The sequence below is a fragment of the Cyclobacterium sp. SYSU L10401 genome (genome assembly GCF_010993705.1).
Taxonomy (GTDB): Bacteria; Bacteroidota; Bacteroidia; order Cytophagales; family Cyclobacteriaceae; genus Cyclobacterium.
Genome location: NZ_WOFO01000001.1, coordinates 990,707 through 1,008,573 on the forward strand (window position 1 = coordinate 990,707; position 17,867 = coordinate 1,008,573).

Below are 17,867 nucleotides of genomic sequence, written 5' to 3' on the forward strand. Positions count from 1 at the left end.
ATGCTAAGCAAAAATACAGTTAAGTTTATTAAATCCTTGCAACAGAAAAAATTCCGTAGGCAAGAAATGGCTTTTTTTGTGGAGGGAGCCAAAAATGTAACGGAGTTACTGCTTTCAGATTTCACCATTACCCATTTACTTCTTACAGACAAATTCCTTTCCGAGCAGCAGACTCTGTTGGCTAGGTTTGAAGGAGAAAAAATAGTGACCACACCTAAAGCATTGAAAAGCATGGGTACTTTTTCCAGTAATGAACAGGCCCTAGCTGTTGCCCGGATCAAACCCAATGCTCCCCTGGAAATAAGACCTGGAGAACTGATCCTGGCCCTGGATGATATACGGGACCCCGGAAACCTGGGAACCATCATCCGAATTGCAGATTGGTATGGGATTAAAAAAATCTTGCTCTCTCCGGAGACAGCTGATGTATACAATCCAAAGGTGCTGCATGCGAGCATGGGTTCATTCAGCAGGATGAGTTTTGAATATGTGGATTTAAAGTCAAAACTGTCGGATGTGGCTGTTCCTGTTTATGGAGCTTTTCTGGAAGGTGTATCTATCCATGATTTTGAGGGAGGTACTGATGGGGTATTGTTGATGGGCAACGAGTCTCACGGGATTCGGGATGACCTGAAAGCCCTGGTCTCTCAAAAGCTGACCATTCCTGCTTTTGGAGCTGCAGAATCTCTCAATGTGGCCATCGCTACAGCTGTGATTTGTGATAATTTCAGGCGTTTAAACAAGTGAAAGGTTAGGTTGCGTTGGGACATTCCGATAGGGTAGTAAAGGAAAGAATTATTGGTGATTTTGGGCTGCGACAAATACCTATTTCCGATTCCATTTTACAGCTTCATTTTTTGGAGGATGGATCCGGGGAATAATAATTAAAAAAAATTAACATCAATCATTTGCAGATAATTTAATAATTTAGTTAATTAACCTTTAAATCCTCTTTTAAATATATACCGACGTGTGCTAATCTACATCTACAATGAAAAAAGTCACTTTTATTTATGTTTTGCCTATTTTATTAGGTCATTTGATTTCCTGTAGTGAACCCGAAGCGGAAAGCCAGGAAGTTCCTATGGAGAACTTTAGAGATGAAGTTAAGGCTACTACTGTACGGGTAGGTCAGTCTGAAAGTAAATCCTTCGACTACCTGATCAATGCTACCGGTAAGATAGAGGCAGCCAATGAGGTGATGGTTATTGTAGAAAGGCCTGGTTACCTGCTGGAGGTGGCAGTGGAAGAAGGGCAGTGGGTGGAGGCTGGTCAGGTGATAGCCCGCCTGGATAAAACGGACAGTCAGATGGACTGGGAGAAGTCACAGGTGGATTTGAGATCGGCTACAGCAGAATACCAAAGTCGCAAAATTGCAGCTGATGTGGAAACCTACCTGATGGATTCCCTGGACAATGTGGATAGGGATGAATTCTGGAAGGCTTCCAGTGGCTTATTGTCAGCCCAGATTGCGGTAAGGGAGGCTGAGCGAAATCTGGAAAAAACAGACATCAAAGCTCCGATCAGTGGGGCCATTGCAGACCTGCAGCTGAAAAAGGGAAGTCTGGTCAATGCTGGAGATGAGGTTTGCCTGGTTTTGAGCACCAATGTCCTGGAAATGAAAGTAAAGATTTTGGAATCAGATATCGTCTATGTAAACAAAGGGCATAGGGCTGAAGTGTACCCAGTCTCAGGATCTGGAGAAGGCATTACAGGTACCGTTACCAGTATTAACCCCAAAGTAGACGAAAGCGGACTGGTACAGGTCACCCTTACCCTCAGCAAAGCCGGAAGCCTGCTTCCGGGTATGAATGCCAGGTCTGTGATCCGCGCACCACAAAACAACAGTCTGGTGGTACCCAAGGAGGCAGTTGTATACCGTTCTGGCAGGCCTGTAGTATTTACCATAGATAACAATGAGGCCATCTGGAATTATGTAGAAGTAGGCAAAGACAATGGGAGGGAGATGGAAATCCTGGATGGGCTGGTAGCCAGCCAGCAAGTAATCATCAGCAACAATGTACAGCTGGCCCACCAGGCTCCGGTACAGGTTTTAACAGAATAAAGTTATGGTTAGATTTTTACTCGCCAGACCCATAGCGGTGGGCATGACCTTTTTGGCATTTCTAATTTTCAGTCTGATTCTTTTTCGTACCCTGCCGGTTTCTTTATTGCCACCCATTGATGTACCTCAGATCGTAATCAAGGTAAACTATCCCAATACTTCGCCGGAATCGATAGAACAAAATGTACTGCGTCCCATTAGGGAAGGCATGGTCACCCTGAGCGGATTGCAGGACATGGAGAGCAAGGCCGGATCAGAGGTGGGAAATGTCCGGTTAACTTTTGACTATCAAACCCAAATGGAACTGGCATATATTGCAGTGAATGAGAAAATCGACCGCCTGACCAATAGTCTGCCTGAAGACATGCCCAGACCCCAGGTAGTCCGAATCAATACCAATGACATCCCAATTGTCCGGTTGCAGGTGGTCCCATCTGACGGAGTGGATTTTGCAGCAGTATCCTTGCTGACGGAGAATGTAATCAAAAAGAGGCTGGAACAATTGGATGGGGTGGCCATGGTAGACATCAATGGCCGACAGGAAAGGGTAATTGTCGTTACCCCAAATAAGCCGGTGTTGGCTGGGCTTGGCATGCAGGAAGCTGACCTTATCCGGGCCATAGAGGCAGGCAATAGTGAATTGCCCGGGATCAGCGTGGAGGATGGTCAGTTTCGGTATTACCTGCGCCTGGCAACTCGCCTGGAAACTCCCGAAGACATCAAAAACCTCCCGGTTCGAAGCCCTTCCGGCTACACGGTAAATCTGGCAAAGGTAGCAGATGTAAAATACGATCTGGCCAAACCCACAGGATTTCACCTGTTTCAGGGCAAGGAAGGGTTGGTGGTGACCATTCATAAGCAGGCAGCAGCGAAAATGAATGAAATCATGCCACTGGTATATGAAGCTGTCGCCTTATTTGAAGAAGACTACCCTCAGGTTGAATTTGACCTTACCCAGGATCAGTCCACCTTACTCAATGCGGGAATTGATAACCTGCAGACCAGTTTGTTTTTTGGAGGCTTGTTTGCCTTCGGGATTTTGTTTGTATTTATGGGTAATTACAGGACCCCCATTATCATTGGGATAAGCCTTCCGGCTTCCCTGGTTATCAGTTTTTCAGTTTTTTACTTTTTCAATATTTCCATCAATGTGATTTCTTTAAGTGGCTTGGCTCTGGGCCTGGGCATGCTGATTGACAATGCCATCATTGTACTTGACAATATCAGCAGAAAGAACAAAGAGGGCATGTCCCTTTTTGAATCTTGCGTCACCGGGGTCAATGAAGTCATGTCTGCCCTGATCAGTTCGGTGCTTACTACACTGGCTGTGTTTGTCCCCCTGGTTTTCCTAAGCGGAATAGCAGGAGCCTTGTTTTATGACCAGGCGGTTTCTGTGGCGGCAATTTTATCAGTATCTCTTTTGGTCGCCTTTATTTTGCTGCCACTTTTGTACCATTTGTTCTTTAAAAATAAACCATTGCAAGCAGCGAAGCAGGACAGCCGCCTGTTTTTATGGCTTTTAGGGAGATACAAGAGGGTGTATAAAGGATTATTTGCCAGGAGAGGTTGGTCCTTGCTCTTTTTGTTGCTTTTAATTCCCCTCCTTTTGTCTACCGGTTGGCTGCTCAGGGTAGAAGGATTACCTCCTATTGAGAAATTTGATGTCATGCTGTCTATGGATTGGAATGAACCCATCAGTGCCAGCCAGAACAGGGAAAGAATAGAGCAATTAATGGAACAAATGGAGGGTGAGTTTCAGATGGCGGAAAGTGATGTGGGGCTGAGGCAGTTTTTATTATTTGAGGGAGAAAATGCGATACAGCAAGCGGATCTTTACCTCTTATTTGAAAGCAGGGAGCAAAAGGAAGGCATCAGCACAAAAATGGTTCGGCAGCTACAAAATGAATATCCCCTGGCCAGTATTGACCTGAGAGATGCACCCAATGCCTTCGACCAGTTGTTCAGCTCTGACAGGCCTTATTATGAAGTCAGGTGGAAAGACCTTGGGGCCAACAAACCTGTATCAGCCAATATCATGGATCCCTGGTTGGAAGATTTTCCGGTTACAGACTGGTCCAAAGGACCGGGTTTGCAGAAAGGTTCTTCGGTCATTTTTCGTACTGACCTGGAAAAAATCGCACTTTACGGGTTAGAAGTGCAGCAATTGATTGATAAAATCCAACAGCTTTTTGGCAATTACCTGATTACCGATATCAAGCGATTTGGAGAGATCACTCCAATATTGCTGCTCAACGATCAGGTTGATTTTCAGACTTTGTTGAAAAACAATTTTCTTTATGGAGAAGAAGGTGTTCCTTATGCTTTGGATGAGTTTATTCAGTTTTCCTATGACGAACATTATAAATTCGTAACAGCAGACAGGTCAGGTATTTATCAGTCGTTGATGCTGGACGGTCCTGACCCTTATCAGCATGACAGGGAGGTAAGGAACTGGGCGCTGGATAAAAATCTAGCGATTGATTTTACCGGGCAATTCTTTCAGGACAAGGAAACCATCCGGCAGTTGTTGGGGATTTTGCTGATAGCCATTTTATTGCTCTACTTTATTCTGGCTGCCCAATTTGAAAATTTCCTGCAACCCTTGATAGTAATTCTCACACTCCCTTTAGGGATTGGAGGAGCCTTTCTGGTCCTTTGGCTTACCGGCACTTCCCTGAATGTAATGTCTGCCATTGGCCTGGTGGTCATGCTGGGAATCATGGTCAATGATGCCATATTGAAGATTGACACCATCAACCGGTTAAGGAATCGCTATGAGGAGGTAGGATCAGGATTGGCTGATTCCCTGGAAAAAGCCCTTTATATGGCGGGGGAAATCAGGTTAAAGCCCATTGTTATGACTTCGGTAACTACCATTCTGGCCTTGCTTCCGGTTGTTTTTAGCGCCGGCCTGGGAGCGGATTTGCAGCGCCCTCTGGTGTTTTCTGTAATTGGAGGGCTCACCATTGGTACTTTTACAGCATTGTATTTTGTTCCTTTGGCTTATTGGTTTTTGGCTCGGGGCTGGAAATTTAAGAAGGTTTATGCCTGAAAATGGGTTGGGCATTACCCCCTCCTCAATTCAATGACCGTAATTTCAGGCCATATACCTACTCTTCCGGAAAAAGCATGGAAACCAAATCCCCGATTGACATAGAGGAACTTGCCGGCTTCCTCGGCCAGGCCTGCCCAGTTGGGGTACCGGTACTGGGCCGGAGACCAGCGGATAATGGGGGTTTCTATTCCGAATTGCATGCCATGGGTATGTCCACTCAAGGTCAGGTGAATGTTTTTAGGATGCTTTTTTACCTGCTCATCCCAATGGGAAGGGTCATGTGAAAGCAAAATTTTGAATTCATTCTGATCCACATTTTCCAGGGATTTTTCCAGGTCCCCTTTGGCATGAAAGCCTACGCCCCAATTTTCTACTCCAAGGAGACGGATTTTCTGGCCATCTTTTTCGATCAGTCTGCTTTCATCCAGCAAAAGGTCATAGCCCAGCTTTTTATGTTTATCCTTCAGACTTTCAAAATTCGCTTTTTTGGCTTCCGGACTTGACCAGGAGGTATAATCTCCGTAATCGTGGTTCCCTAGGATGGAAAACTGACCAAAAGGAGCTTTTATTTGAGCAAAGGAGCTTAGCATCGGGTCGATTTCGTCTGCCTTGTGGTTGACCAGGTCTCCCGTGAAAACGAAAAGGTCGGATTTTTGGGCAACAGCCAGGTCGGCACCTCTTTTTACAGCATCGTAGTCTGTAAAACTTCCGGCATGAATATCAGACAACTGGGTGATGGTGAATCCATCAAAGGCTTCCGGCAGGTCTTTAAAATAAACCGTTTTACGGATGGTCCTGAAATCATATTTCCCTTTGAATATACCATACACAAATCCTGTAAAAGGGATGGCGGCCAGGGTAAAGGCCAATTGGCTCACGAACTTCCTTCGGGAGGGCATATTGCTTCCCGTCTCTGAGGATGTGAAATAGGAAAACAAGGAACTCATAGAACGGAATATATCCTCCCCGAAAAGGATGAGAATCACTGAAAGCTGTGTCACCGAAATAGTTAGAAAAAGATTCAGAGACTTTTGGGAGCTGGTAGTAATTTTACCCTCCTGCATGATGGTAAAAAAAGTAAAGCCTATCCATAAACTGATGCCGGCAGCCACTATCCAGTAGACGGTTTTACCTGTGAGCAGAAAATGGGTCGGCAGCACGGTTTTGACTCCCTGGTAGACGTACCAGTTCAGGAAAAACAATACGGCCATTAAAATGATGATGAATATGGTGCCTCCCACTTTTGTCATTGTTTTTTTTGCTACCCTGATTAATCGCAAACCATTGGAAAAGGTTTGATTTCCAGGTAAAAAAATGGATTAAATTAAAAAAGAACCTGGATTACTTAAAATGCTTCGATATTTACTGTAGCCGACAAGGTAGCAGGCTGCAGGTTTTCTCCTCCGTAAGTGCCATGCACAGGCAAGGTTTTCTGAGGAAGAAAACTGCATGCCAATGGAATGTAATGTTCATCTGTCATCAAACCCAGGCTTGGATCCAGTCCTACCCAGCCTGCTCCCGGAAGGAAAGTTTCTACCCAGGCATGAAGTTCGTGCCCTTCGTCCAGCTCAGGGTTAAAGGCATATCCACTCACGAATCGTGCTGCCAGGCCGAGATGCCTGATGATTTCAATGAGCATCCAGGACAGATCCCTGCATGATCCTCTCCCTGCAGCAAAAGTTTTGGTAGCAGGCCAGAGATTTTCTTCTTCCCGGATGATGTGTTTCCAGTCGGCATGAATGGCCGCATTCAGTTGGGTCAGAAACTGTATGGGGTCCTTGGTGGTCAATTTGTCCTTACCGTACTTTCTAAGCAAGGGGTTGTTGCTGTGGTCCAGGTAGGCCCTGAGTATGGGAAGGTCTTCTTCCAGGTATTGAAAAGGTGTTTCAGCAGATAAATCGAGCTTTTTGATAAACCATTGATCTACCAAAAACAAAAAAGGATTAAATTTGGTATGTACGGTTTCAAAGGACACCTTAATGGAAAGCATGTTTGTCTCTCCGGTGAACCAGGCCTGAAAATAGGGATTCCCCTCTATGCTATACCTTTCGTTTAGTCCTTCCGGTTCCGGTTGAATATGTAAACGGTAATTTCTTACCTCCAGGTAATTTCTGGTAAGGGGTTTCATGAAAATGCTGTGGGGATTTAGCCCTACAGACCTGTGGTAATCATAAATGGTATGGTGTTGGATTTTTAGACGCATGGTTTAAGATTTAATTTAAAATGGAAACCCCGCATCAGTTGTTTTCAAATGGTGTGGCAGCTATTCACTTTCTTCTAACTCTACATGAGAAAAGGCTTTTTTCAGAATGTCAGCCGGTAAGTTATTGATGGTTTCTTTTAAGGTATCGTTCCAGAATTCAGACAGGTGATTTAATTCATGCTGCTCAAACCGGTTTTCAACGATATTGTAACTGTCATTTTCCATGACAACTGTATCAACGGGATAATCTACATCATTGGAACTGATCCGTGTAGCATCAAAGGCCAGGAAAGCGCTTTTCAGTGCAAAATAAAGCGGCGCATCGTATTTCAGTGATCTCCTGAGTACAGGATTCCCAAACCCCGTATTTCCAATGATGACAAAGGGGGTTCCCTGCCGGATTTCTATCCAGTTGCCCTGGGGGTACAGGAGGTAAAGCTTTGGTTCCTTGTCTTCTTCCAGTTGACCCCCAATAATGGAAAAAAGGTTAAATGAGAAACCTGATTTTTCAAGTGAATGCATGTCTTCCTCCGCTACCCGTTTTACCTGATCGGCAAAACCATTTACCGCTTTGTATAATTTATCGTAAGAGGCATCCTCTTTCTCAATCAGTTCACCAAAATAGGTGATGGCTTTGTCCCTTACGGACCGAAGACCGGAGGTCATGATAAAGAAAGCGTGCTTTTTTCTATTGACAGTATATAATTTTTTTGAGGTGGTAGTTTCATTACCTGAGGTTATTCTGGTGTCTGATAAACCAACGATCCCGTGTTTCGTTTTTATTCCAATACAAAATGTCATCCTTGCTCCATGGTTTGGCTTACAAAGTTATCTTTTATTTGGAAATAATTGTCGTTTATTTGATTGGATATGTGATTGATTTTGACTTGAAGGTGTTCCAGGTATTCATGAAGGCCTGTTGCAATGATATCGTTGACATCATCAAATTCCAACTTGGAACGAAGCTCTCCCATGGATTTTTCAGCGCTGTTGGAATAGCCGTAACCGTTGGTGCCGGATATTTTGAACAAGCTCTGTTCGGCTTCTTTGAGACAGAAAAAAACAGAACGGGGAAAATATTTATTGAGCACCAGAAACTCTACTACCCCGGATGGATCGATATTGCCATAGAGCCTCCGGTAGGTGTTAAATGCCGTAACGGATTTCAGTAAGGCCATCCAGTGCAAGAAATCCAGCGGAGAACCCACCTCTTTCGGGGAGGGAAGCAGGATGTGGTATTTCACGTCCAGTATCCTGGAGGTTTTGTCTGCCCTTTCCAGGTATTGACCCAGCTGTCTGAAATACCATCCCTCTGTTCTTGCTACCGTGCTGTCTGCGATTCCATATAACAACAAGATTTGGGACTTCACACTTTCGAAGAAGCTCCTGGGGTCTTCTTTTTTCCAGGTTTTGTTTTCTGAAGCTTTCTTTACGAAATGATACGTTTCATTCAGCTTTTCCCAGGTTTCCTTGCTGAGGTTTTCTCTTACCATCCTGGCATTTTCTCTGGCTTTTGAAATAGAACTGATCAGGGAGTTGGGATTTTCCTCATTGAAGGCCAGAAAATAAATGACCTCCTGCATGTCGTAGGATTGGTTTGAGGCCTGGTAAAGTGCTTTATCCCCCGTAGCCATGACCAATGGTTCCCACTGTTCTTTCAGATCTCCCGGAAGGTCCAGCATCAGGTTGAAATTGACATCAATAAACCGGGCATAATTTTCGGCCCTTTCCAGGTACCTGCCCAGCCAGTAAATCGAATTTGCTACTCTACTTAACATATTGGTTGTTCTTGGTTAATACAATACCCAGGTATCCTTACTGCCACCTCCCTGGGAGCTGTTGACCACGAGTGAGCCTTTTTTCAGGGCTACCCTGGTGAGTGCGCCTGGGATTACTTCTATATCTTTGCCATAAAGAATATAAGGTCTTAAATCTACATGCCGCCCCTCAATGGCTTTGTTATCTATGATGGAAGGTACGGTAGATAGGGATAGGGTGGGTTGAGCAATGTAATTATTTGGATTGGCCTTGATCAGTTGTCTGAATTTTTCGTGTTCTGCTGCATCGGATTTGGGGCCGATCAGCATGCCATATCCTCCGGCTGCATTGGTTTCCTTGACCACCAGACTGGCGATATTTTCCAAAACGTACTTCCTGTCTTTTTCTTCCCTGCAGAGGTAGGTAGGGACATTTTTTAAAATGGGTTCCTGGTTCAGGTAATATTTGATGATCCGCGGTACATAGGCATAAACTGCCTTGTCATCTGCTACCCCGGTTCCCGGCGCATTGGCCAGGGCAATATTGCCCGCCTTATAGGCTTCGAAAAGCCCGGGGACTCCCAGCATGGAGTCCGGATTAAAAGCCAGGGGATCCAGAAAGGTGTCGTCAATCCTGCGGTACAATACGTCAATTTGCTCCAGTCCTTTGGTGGTTTGCATGTATACTTTTTTATCTACCACGAGCAGGTCCAGGCCTGAAACCAATTCTGCCCCCATTTGCTGGGCCAGGTAAGAATGTTCAAAGTAGGCGGAGTTGTAGACCCCCGGTGTCAAAACGCCTATGACGGGTTTGGGCTTATCGGAAAGGTATTGTAGCATGTCCAGCAGTTTGGTACTGTAATCCGAAACAGGCCTCACTCCCAGCTTATTGAAAAGTTCAGGAAAAGCCCGCTTGATGATTTCCCTGCTTTCCAGCATGTAAGATACCCCTGACGGGCACCTCAGGTTGTCCTCTAAAACGTAAAATTCACCATCCTTATCCCTCACCAGGTCTGTACCGGTAATGTGACACCAAATCCCCTTGGGCGGAGTGAGTCCCAGACAGGGTTCGAGGAAATCTTTACTCCCCACTATCAATTCCTTTGGAATGATGTTGTCCTTAAAGATCTTTTGTTCGTTATAGATGTCGTGGAGGAAAAGATTTAAAGCTTCGATCCTTTGTTTGAGCCCATCTTCCAGGACCTGCCATTCATGGGCCGGAATAATCCTGGGGATGATGTCCAGGTGTAGGATTTTTTCCTGACCGGCTTTGTCATGGTAGACATTAAAGGTCATGCCCATGGCCATTTGGGCTTTGTCTGCCGAATATTGGAGATGGCTTAGTTTTTTTGCAGAACTGGTTTTTATGAGTTCTCCAAAGCTCTTGTAATGCTCCCTGAGCGCCTGGTTTCCTTGGTACATTTCATCATAAAAGGCCTGCTGGTCGTTGTGGATTACCTTCATCTCGGTTTTTTAAAATGAATTTATCAATAGTAGATTTAAAATAATAGCTTAAAAATTTAATCAAATATTTTTAAAACTACAATTTTTTAGGCCAAATCATGGTTTTTTACGGGCAAAATTTAAATCATTTTTTTCATTTTAATGCCAAATAGGTCAAATTTCAAGGCAGATTTTCTGCTTTTGACAACCAGAGAATGAAGGCATATTCCATGGCCAATTCTTTCAATGCCCTGAACCTGCCCGAAGCACCGCCATGGCCTGCTTCCATATTGGTATGCAGAAGTAACAGGTTGTCATTGGTTCTTAAGGCTCTTAATTTTGCTACCCATTTCGTAGGCTCCCAATATTGCACCTGACTATCATGAAATCCCGATGTGACCAGTAGATGGGGGTAGGCTTGCGGCTTTACATTGTCATAGGGTGAGTAAGAAAGGATGTAATCATAGTAAACCTTGTCCTTGGGATTGCCCCACTCATCAAATTCCCCAGTGGTAAGGGGAATGCTTTCATCCAGCATGGTAGTCACCACATCTACAAAGGGCACAGCAGCAATTGCCCCATGAAAAAGGTCGGGGCGCATGTTGATGACAGCACCTACCAATAATCCCCCGGCACTGCCTCCCATGGCGAATAACTTTTTCGGGTGAACATATTTTTGTTCCACCAAATGATCGGCACAGGCAATGAAATCGGTGAAAGTATTTTTCTTGTGAAGCATTTTCCCCTCTTCATACCAGTGCCTTCCCATTTCCTGACCACCCCTGACATGCGCCATTGCAAAAACTATCCCCCGGTTTAGCAGACTCAGCCGGTTGGTACTGAAATAGGGGTCTGTACTCAGGCCATAAGCCCCATATCCATACAATAAAAGGGGGTTTCTACCTGTTTTGGAAAACAGATCCTTTTTATAAACCAATGAAATGGGTATTTCCTGACCATCTGCTGCCCTCGCCCAGATCCTTTCGGATTGATAAGCCTCAGGATCGTGACCGCCTACTACTTCCTGTCGCTTCATTAGGGTTTTCTCCCGGCTGTCCATGTGGTAATCGTAAATGGACGAAGGGGTAGTCAGGGAGTTGTAGCCATAACGGAGCACATCTGTATAGTATTGGGGATTGTTTCCTACCCAAACCGAGTAGGTAGGGTCCTGCATGCTGATGCTGTGATCTTTCCGGCCATCCCATGACCGGATTTCCAGGCGGCTCAAACCGTTGAAGCGGTTGCTGATTACCAGATGATGCCTGAAAACTTCGAAGGCTTCGAGCAATACATTTTCCCGGACGGGAACCAGGTCCTCCCAATTTTGTTTTTCAGGGGCTTCAATCGGTGTTTTTACCAATTTGAAATTTTTAGCTCCATCGGCATTGGTGAGGATAATAAAATGTTCCTCATGGTGATCCACCTCATATTCCAGGTCTCTTTCCCTTTTATGGATAATTTTCCAGTCCCCTTCTGCTTCTTCGGCAGGCAGGTACCTGTATTCCGTTGATACCGTGCTCTGACTGGCGATGAGCAGGTATTTAGCGGATTTGGATTTTCGCACGCTTACCGTAAATGTATCATCCTTTTCTTCATAAACCAGGCTGTCCGAAGCCTGATCATCACCCATTACATGTTTGTAAACCTGGAACGGCCGAAGGGACTGAGGGTCTTGCCTGCTGTAGAATAATGTTTTATTATCATTGGCCCAGACCATGTTGCCGGTTACTGAATCAAGTTTATCCTCCAGCAATTTGCCGGACTGCAGGTTTTTAAAATAAATGGTATAGATCCTCCTACCCACAGCATCTGCTGCGTAGGCGAGCAAAGTCGTGTCTGGAGAGACTGCCAGGGCATTGACATTCATATAGGTTTTGCCTTTGGCCAGTTGATTGACATCCAATAATATACTTTCTTTGGCTGACAGATCCCCCTCCTTACGGCAATGAATGGGGTATTCTTTGCCCCTTTTGTACTTTTGGTAGTAGTAAAACCCATTTTTGAAATAGGGAACGCTGGAATCGTCCTCCTTTATCCTGCTTTTCATTTCCTCAAAAAGCCTGGACTGCAAGGTTTTGGTCGGTAGCAGGCATTTTTCTGTATTTTCGTTCTCCTGATTGAGATAATCTATTACTTCCGGGTCCTCCCGTTCTTTCATCCAATAATAATTGTCGGATCGGGTATGTTGATGAAACACAAGGTCTGTGGGTAATATTTTTGCTGTAGTCGGGGCTGTATTTTTCTGTTTTGCCATTTTGCCAAATTGAATTTTTTAATTGGTATTTCCGGGGAATTTTTATAGATGTTTTTAATTTATTGCTATATTGAAGGGTTTTCAAACTTTGTTTTACTAAAACCTTTATTTACTTCAACCAACAAAAGTATGGGATTGATTAAAGAATTCAAGGATTTTGCTGTCAGAGGCAATGTCGTAGACCTGGCTGTAGCCGTGATCATCGGAGCCGCTTTCGGAAAAGTGGTTTCTTCATTGGTAAATGACATCATCATGCCTCCGATTGGGCTATTGGTCGGTGGGGTTGATTTTACCGATCTGGTGATCGTGCTTAAGGAATCTTACCTGGATCCGGAAGGGGCAGAAATCGCTGCTGTGACCATGAATTATGGTAATTTTCTTCAGTTTGTTGTGGATTTTTCGATAGTCGCATTTGCTGTTTTTATGATCGTTAAGTTGATCAATAACCTGAAGAGAAAGGAAGAAGCGGCACCTACCCCTCCTCCACCCACAGTGAATAAAACGGAAGTGTTGTTGGAAGAGATCAGAGACCTGTTAAAAAAACAGGATTGATGGCTTGAAATAGTAACCGGTAGGAGGTTAATCAAGGGCCTTTTACCGGTTAAATTGGTAACGCAGTTGAAAGGTAGTTTCTGTTATTTCATTTCCCCTGATTTCCTGAAGTCCTGAGGCGATGGTTTCCCTGTTGGTATAAATGGTTTTAGCCCACCTCAGCCAAAAGGTGATTCGTTGGTTAACCTTGTATTGTCCCAACAGGTAATACCGGTATCCTTGCCCATATAAGCTGGGGATAGAAAATGCCCACAGCACATTTCTTTCATAGAGGAATTGCCTGTTCTCAAAGTCATCGGTATCAAAAAGGGCAATTCTTCCGCTGATTTTCCAGCTACCCATGTTGGCAGTAAGATCTTGCATAATGGCAAAACCATTGCTTTTTTTTCCGTTGATCTCAAATGAACTCTGCTGAACCCTGGATTTAAACTGCCACCATTGGCTGGGCTGGTAAGCAAGGCTCCAGACGAAATTTTTTCGCTTCCCTGAGGCAATCCTATATTGGTTGGTAGTTTGCTCTTCCGAAAGCAGGTTCCTGCTTTTGGTTTCCTCCCTCCATTGAAAAAAGGCTGTAAGTTTTTTGTTTGGCTTGTAGCTGAAGCGGCTGAGCCATTCATTTCCTGCAGAAGGAGCATATACCCGGAAGCGCAACCAGGGAAAGGTAAAGTAATCGTAATAGGCCGACCAGTTTATTTTTCTGTTGGGTTTGAAATTGAATCCCAGGTATAATCCTTCTTCATTTATGGGCCTGGACCCTTCAGAAAAAGCATTTCCATAGAAAGAATGGAAATTTCTGTCAAATCTCCTCCATACCAGAGAGAGGTCGAAGTGGTGGTTTAAACTGCTCATGATTCCAATCACGTGACCTTTTCCCCGGCTTTTTGACAGGGCGGATTCTGCAAAGAAGTAATGGTTGGAAAAATTATAGGAAAGATAAATGCTGCCGGTAAAATTATTTCTTCCCCTGAATTCAAATTGGTTGTAGACCCTTTCCGCCGGCAGTATGGACTGGCTGTATATGGTATGCAAAAAATTGGCGCCCAATTGTAGGGCATTGCCGCTACTTCTGTATTGCAGGTTGGTACCAATATTTTGCTCCCTGGCCTGGCCTTTTCTTTCTATTTCGTTTTGGGTGCGGTGGAGTCCTGAACTGAGCAGGGAGGATAAGTAACTTTCAGCGGTCTCCAGGCTGTCGGAGATCAGCTGAACATTGGCATCTCTTGGAGCATTGGAATACATGCCGGTCCATTCCCAGTTGTCTTTTTGAAAAGTAACCGCTGCACCTCTGAAAAAGCCTGCTTCAAGTACAGAGGTATAGGGCCTTAATCCCAATGAGCTTCTCCTTACTGTGGCGATGGTTTCTGCCCCTTTTCCAACAGAAAATCCGGAACCAAATACCAGTCCCTGACCAAACTGAAGTTGATAATCACCTAAGGCCAGGGTTTTCCAGGGCCCTTTGTCATAGAGTACGAAATGAAAGGACATGAAATCAAAACCATACCTACGGGATTTGGGCTCCAAAATGAATGGTTCGCCGGCATCTTTGTCTGCTGTTAATCCTATACTGAAATCCCCGGCTTGTTGTAGCCTGAACCTGGCATACAAATCATCCGGGCTTCCGAGATATCGGCTACTGAGTTGCCCGTTGCTGAGGGTGTCTGGCGGAGTAAACCCTTTTCTGGTTTGCCAAACCCGGCGATGTCTGAATATCAGGTAGGCATTTTCTGCTTCCTTGAGGCGTTGAAACCCTGGAATTTCAGGATGGGCTGATTGTGTTTGTAGTTGGACAAAAGGGAGTATGTTTGCTATGGTTTCCAGGTTCCATTCGGGAACGGCCTGCAGCTCGTAAATAGAAATGAAAGGGCCAAAATTCTTTCTGTATTCCAATAGGGATGCAATTTGTATGGGACTCAGGATATACAATGAGCGGAGCTGTTCGGCCGTGGCCTGTTGCAGGTCCAGTGGGTTTAAGTGTACCTGCAAAAGACTCTCATAAAGGTCCTCATAGGCAATGTCTTCTTCCTGGAAGGAAAAGCGCTCCTCTACGAAACTTTCCAAATCCAGGTTTCCTGTATTTTGGGCTGGCAGTCGGAAGAGGATCACCATGGATAGAAAACTTGTAAAAACCAAAAGTTTCAAGGTGCCGAAAGGTTATAGTTGAAGGAGAAATGATGGGTAAAACCCAGCAGGTAATTGCGGCTCATGGCATAGTCGACCTGGTACCTTTGGGGTTTGAAACCAATACCAAAAAACAAGTTGTTGGGTTGGGTATTGATGCCTGTCCTTGCCCAAAACCTTTGATCAAAGTTGTAGGCCAATCCTGCCTTGAACAGTGCAGGAGATTGCAATTCTTTCTCTGTTTCCAGGTTGACCATCAGGTGGTCTGAAGGCCGGTAGGAGAGGCCTGCTTTCATGGTGGTGGGTAAATAATCGCCGCTGGCCTGGCTCACAGCTGACCGGGTCACATTATACATGTGGGCACCAAAAAACAAGCCTGGAATAAGCTCTGCTGTTCCCCCAAATTCAACTACCGGCCGGGCACTTCGGCCAAAACCTTCAATATTGGTTTGAAAATAGCTCAGTTTGATCCCCAGGCTGGCCAAGCCCAGCTGATTGGCCATTCCAATTCCGATTTGTTGTTGGTTAAAAAGGGTACCGCCATAGCTGGAAAGACCGATTCCTATGTTTCCCATATGCTCCGTTGGAATGGTCATACCGGCCGAAAGGGTGGTCAATTCGTTTAAACCCAATCGGTGATCGTATCCGGCAAAGGCGGTAAGCTCCCCAGGACTGCTCCCCAGGGCTCCGATATTATTGAAAACCGCCCAGGGATCACTTAGGGTAAGGCTGGCATTTCCAAGTCCCATACTTTGGGCTCCCTTTGGAAAATGATCCATACTGTTTTGAGCCCTGGCATTCCCAAACGGCAGGGTAAACAAAAGTATGCTACTCAAAATCCATTTCTCCATGATCAAAAAAATTGGGGAAAAATAAATTCAGAAAGTAATATAATACAAAAAAATGTATTTTTAAAACAAAATGCTGGATTATAATGGAGCCCTTACATTGATAAAAAAATTCCCGGGACCGGTATTGGTAAATGAATATTCAAAGCGGAATACGGCATCATAGATACCGATAAGGTCGAGGCCCAGACCAAAACCTGACAGGTAACGGTTGGTCAATCGGGCATTTTCCGGCAGCCGATTGGCATCCCTTACATAGCCCTGGTCAAAATTCGCACTGAGGTAAAGTTGAAAGGGAAAGATTGAAAATTCTTCTATTGGCATAAAATCAGATATATCGAAGGCTATGTTCAGTAATTCATAGCGCAGACTGTTTTTATGCACAAAGGTTTGCTGACCCTCGATCACATTTACTTCATAACCTCTGATAAAATCTGGTTTATAGCCAATGCCCCTGACAAGGGTATAAGGTTGCCTTTTACTGAAAAATGCGGAACCTGAAATTCCTGAGGCAAAAAAGAATTTCCCACCCAGAGGGGTATATTTGCTGGCCTGAATGGAGAATTCAGTTTCTCCAATATCATCTCCTGAAAAGAGACCATACTGGGACAGGCTCATATCCAATAATGTACCCTGAGTTGCATAAGCCACATTATCCCGGTTGTCATGCCTGTATCGGTACGTGGCCTGAAAATATTTCAGTCTTTGGCTTTCATGCGTGAAATAATCAGGGTTTTGGTCCAGGACATCTTCATGAATACGGGTATTGTGGAAGCCCAAGGTCAGGAAATGGGTATTGTAAAAACTTCCCCGGAAGTTATAGGTTAAAAAAGCATTGATGGTTTTGCGTAGCACATCCTCCTGCTGGTTTCTGTAAAAAAACTGTTTATTATCTACCGATCTTATGGGGATATTTTTATTGGTATAATAATTGAATTTGGCGGCCAGTCCGTGGACCTGGTTTTTATCAAAATAAGGAATGCTGTAATTCAAATCAATGGCTTGTGTAAAACCCAATTGTCCTATGATACGGAGTTTTTCATTTCTGCCACCTACGTTATTGTGGTCCAGCTTGATGCCGTAGTTTACCCTTGAAAAATCCCTGTCCTGATTGATCCACCATTCTGAAAAGTTTCTGTCAGCCAGGTTAAAAATGATGCTAGGTAGAATGTACCACCTTTCTTTCAGGGAAATCAATAATTCTACCTGATCATCTTCCATAAAAAGTGGAGTAAGGGTAACGGTAGTAAAGAGCTGTAGGTTATAAACTTTTTTTTGATCTGCCAGTAGCAGTTCCACAAAGTCATTCCAATCGTAGACTGCCCCTTCCTCAATATCCATTTCCCTTAAAATGATCCTTCTTTGGGTTTTTTCATTTCCTACGACAAAAATATTATTCACGGTCACCCGTTCCGGAGGGTTGGATTGCCCCAGAGAATCCATGACAGGATTGTCCTGAGCCAGTCCCCGCCCGGTTATCAAAAAACATGAAACCAATAGGAAGAAAAGAGAAAATAAAAATTGATTTGTCAATATGACCCGTAAGTTGATAGGTGGATAGAGAACTTTAAC

13 protein-coding genes are annotated in these 17,867 nt (G+C 44.5%); 4 read left to right on the plus strand and 9 right to left on the minus strand.

Features of this window, described 5'->3' with window-relative positions; all coding sequences use genetic code 11:
- The 3 genes from GL182_RS04160 (at nt 1) to GL182_RS04170 (ending at nt 5,117) form a co-directional block, all read left to right on the plus strand.
- The gene (locus GL182_RS04160; protein ID WP_163378284.1) at nt 1-747 is read left to right on the plus strand and encodes a TrmH family RNA methyltransferase; all 747 of its coding nucleotides are present in this window, start codon (nt 1-3) and stop codon (nt 745-747) included.
- A 244-nt stretch (nt 748-991) separates the two neighbouring features.
- On the plus strand, nt 992-2,065 hold the full coding sequence (locus GL182_RS04165; protein ID WP_163378285.1) for an efflux RND transporter periplasmic adaptor subunit: 1,074 nt from the start codon (nt 992-994) through the stop codon (nt 2,063-2,065).
- 4 nt (nt 2,066-2,069) lie between these two features.
- Nucleotides 2,070-5,117, plus strand: coding sequence for an efflux RND transporter permease subunit (locus tag GL182_RS04170; protein WP_163378286.1), 3,048 nt, complete (start codon nt 2,070-2,072; stop codon nt 5,115-5,117).
- Nucleotides 5,118-5,131: 14 nt separating this feature from the next.
- On the opposite strand, the gene GL182_RS04175 is transcribed toward GL182_RS04170, so the two are convergent.
- The 6 genes from GL182_RS04175 to GL182_RS04200 form a co-directional block, all read right to left on the minus strand.
- Nucleotides 5,132-6,370: a metallophosphoesterase gene (locus tag GL182_RS04175; RefSeq protein ID WP_163378287.1), complete on the minus strand. Its 1,239-nt coding sequence runs from the start codon at nt 6,368-6,370 to the stop codon at nt 5,132-5,134.
- Nucleotides 6,371-6,465: 95 nt separating this feature from the next.
- The gene (locus GL182_RS04180; protein WP_163378288.1) at nt 6,466-7,323 is read right to left on the minus strand and encodes a transglutaminase N-terminal domain-containing protein; all 858 of its coding nucleotides are present in this window, start codon (nt 7,321-7,323) and stop codon (nt 6,466-6,468) included.
- Between the two features lie 60 nt (nt 7,324-7,383).
- Nucleotides 7,384-8,124 (minus strand): peptidase, encoded by a 741-nt coding sequence (locus tag GL182_RS04185; protein WP_163378289.1) that lies wholly within the window; start codon nt 8,122-8,124, stop codon nt 7,384-7,386.
- Entirely contained in the window at nt 8,121-9,101 is a 981-nt protein-coding gene (locus tag GL182_RS04190; protein ID WP_163378290.1) for an alpha-E domain-containing protein, read from the minus strand. Before GL182_RS04190 ends, GL182_RS04185 begins: the two co-directional genes overlap by 4 nt.
- A gap of 15 nt (nt 9,102-9,116) precedes the next feature.
- Entirely contained in the window at nt 9,117-10,544 is a 1,428-nt protein-coding gene (locus GL182_RS04195) for a circularly permuted type 2 ATP-grasp protein (RefSeq protein WP_163378291.1), read from the minus strand.
- A 160-nt stretch (nt 10,545-10,704) separates the two neighbouring features.
- Nucleotides 10,705-12,777 carry a S9 family peptidase gene (locus GL182_RS04200; RefSeq protein WP_163378292.1) on the minus strand — a complete coding sequence of 691 codons (2,073 nt, stop codon included), beginning with the start codon at nt 12,775-12,777 and terminating at the stop codon, nt 10,705-10,707.
- A gap of 129 nt (nt 12,778-12,906) precedes the next feature.
- Between GL182_RS04200 and mscL the strand changes: the two genes are divergently transcribed.
- Complete coding sequence (gene mscL / locus GL182_RS04205; protein WP_163378293.1) at nt 12,907-13,329, plus strand: large-conductance mechanosensitive channel protein MscL; 423 nt, start codon at nt 12,907-12,909, stop codon at nt 13,327-13,329.
- A 42-nt stretch (nt 13,330-13,371) separates the two neighbouring features.
- Here mscL and GL182_RS04210 read toward each other — a convergent pair whose 3' ends face one another.
- The 3 genes from GL182_RS04210 to GL182_RS04220 form a co-directional block, all read right to left on the minus strand.
- Entirely contained in the window at nt 13,372-15,468 is a 2,097-nt protein-coding gene (locus GL182_RS04210; RefSeq protein WP_240469568.1) for a ComEA family DNA-binding protein, read from the minus strand.
- Complete coding sequence (locus GL182_RS04215; protein ID WP_163378294.1) at nt 15,465-16,298, minus strand: hypothetical protein; 834 nt, start codon at nt 16,296-16,298, stop codon at nt 15,465-15,467. Before GL182_RS04215 ends, GL182_RS04210 begins: the two co-directional genes overlap by 4 nt.
- Before the next feature lie 78 nt (nt 16,299-16,376).
- Entirely contained in the window at nt 16,377-17,828 is a 1,452-nt protein-coding gene (locus tag GL182_RS04220) for a BamA/TamA family outer membrane protein (RefSeq protein WP_317167781.1), read from the minus strand.
- Nucleotides 17,829-17,867 lie beyond the last annotated feature (39 nt).

Bases quoted from the DNA above. Each gene is read 5' to 3' on its own strand.
- GL182_RS04160 (WP_163378284.1), top strand. From the start codon at position 1: ATGCTAAGCAAAAATACAGTTAAGTTTATTAAATCCTTGCAACAGAAA.
- GL182_RS04165 (WP_163378285.1), top strand. From the start codon at position 992: ATGAAAAAAGTCACTTTTATTTATGTTTTGCCTATTTTATTAGGTCAT.
- GL182_RS04170 (WP_163378286.1), top strand. From the start codon at position 2,070: ATGGTTAGATTTTTACTCGCCAGACCCATAGCGGTGGGCATGACCTTT.
- GL182_RS04175 (WP_163378287.1), bottom strand. From the start codon at position 6,370: ATGACAAAAGTGGGAGGCACCATATTCATCATCATTTTAATGGCCGTA.
- GL182_RS04180 (WP_163378288.1), bottom strand. From the start codon at position 7,323: ATGCGTCTAAAAATCCAACACCATACCATTTATGATTACCACAGGTCT.
- GL182_RS04185 (WP_163378289.1), bottom strand. From the start codon at position 8,124: ATGACATTTTGTATTGGAATAAAAACGAAACACGGGATCGTTGGTTTA.
- GL182_RS04190 (WP_163378290.1), bottom strand. From the start codon at position 9,101: ATGTTAAGTAGAGTAGCAAATTCGATTTACTGGCTGGGCAGGTACCTG.
- GL182_RS04195 (WP_163378291.1), bottom strand. From the start codon at position 10,544: ATGAAGGTAATCCACAACGACCAGCAGGCCTTTTATGATGAAATGTAC.
- GL182_RS04200 (WP_163378292.1), bottom strand. From the start codon at position 12,777: ATGGCAAAACAGAAAAATACAGCCCCGACTACAGCAAAAATATTACCC.
- mscL (WP_163378293.1), top strand. From the start codon at position 12,907: ATGGGATTGATTAAAGAATTCAAGGATTTTGCTGTCAGAGGCAATGTC.
- GL182_RS04215 (WP_163378294.1), bottom strand. From the start codon at position 16,298: ATGGAGAAATGGATTTTGAGTAGCATACTTTTGTTTACCCTGCCGTTT.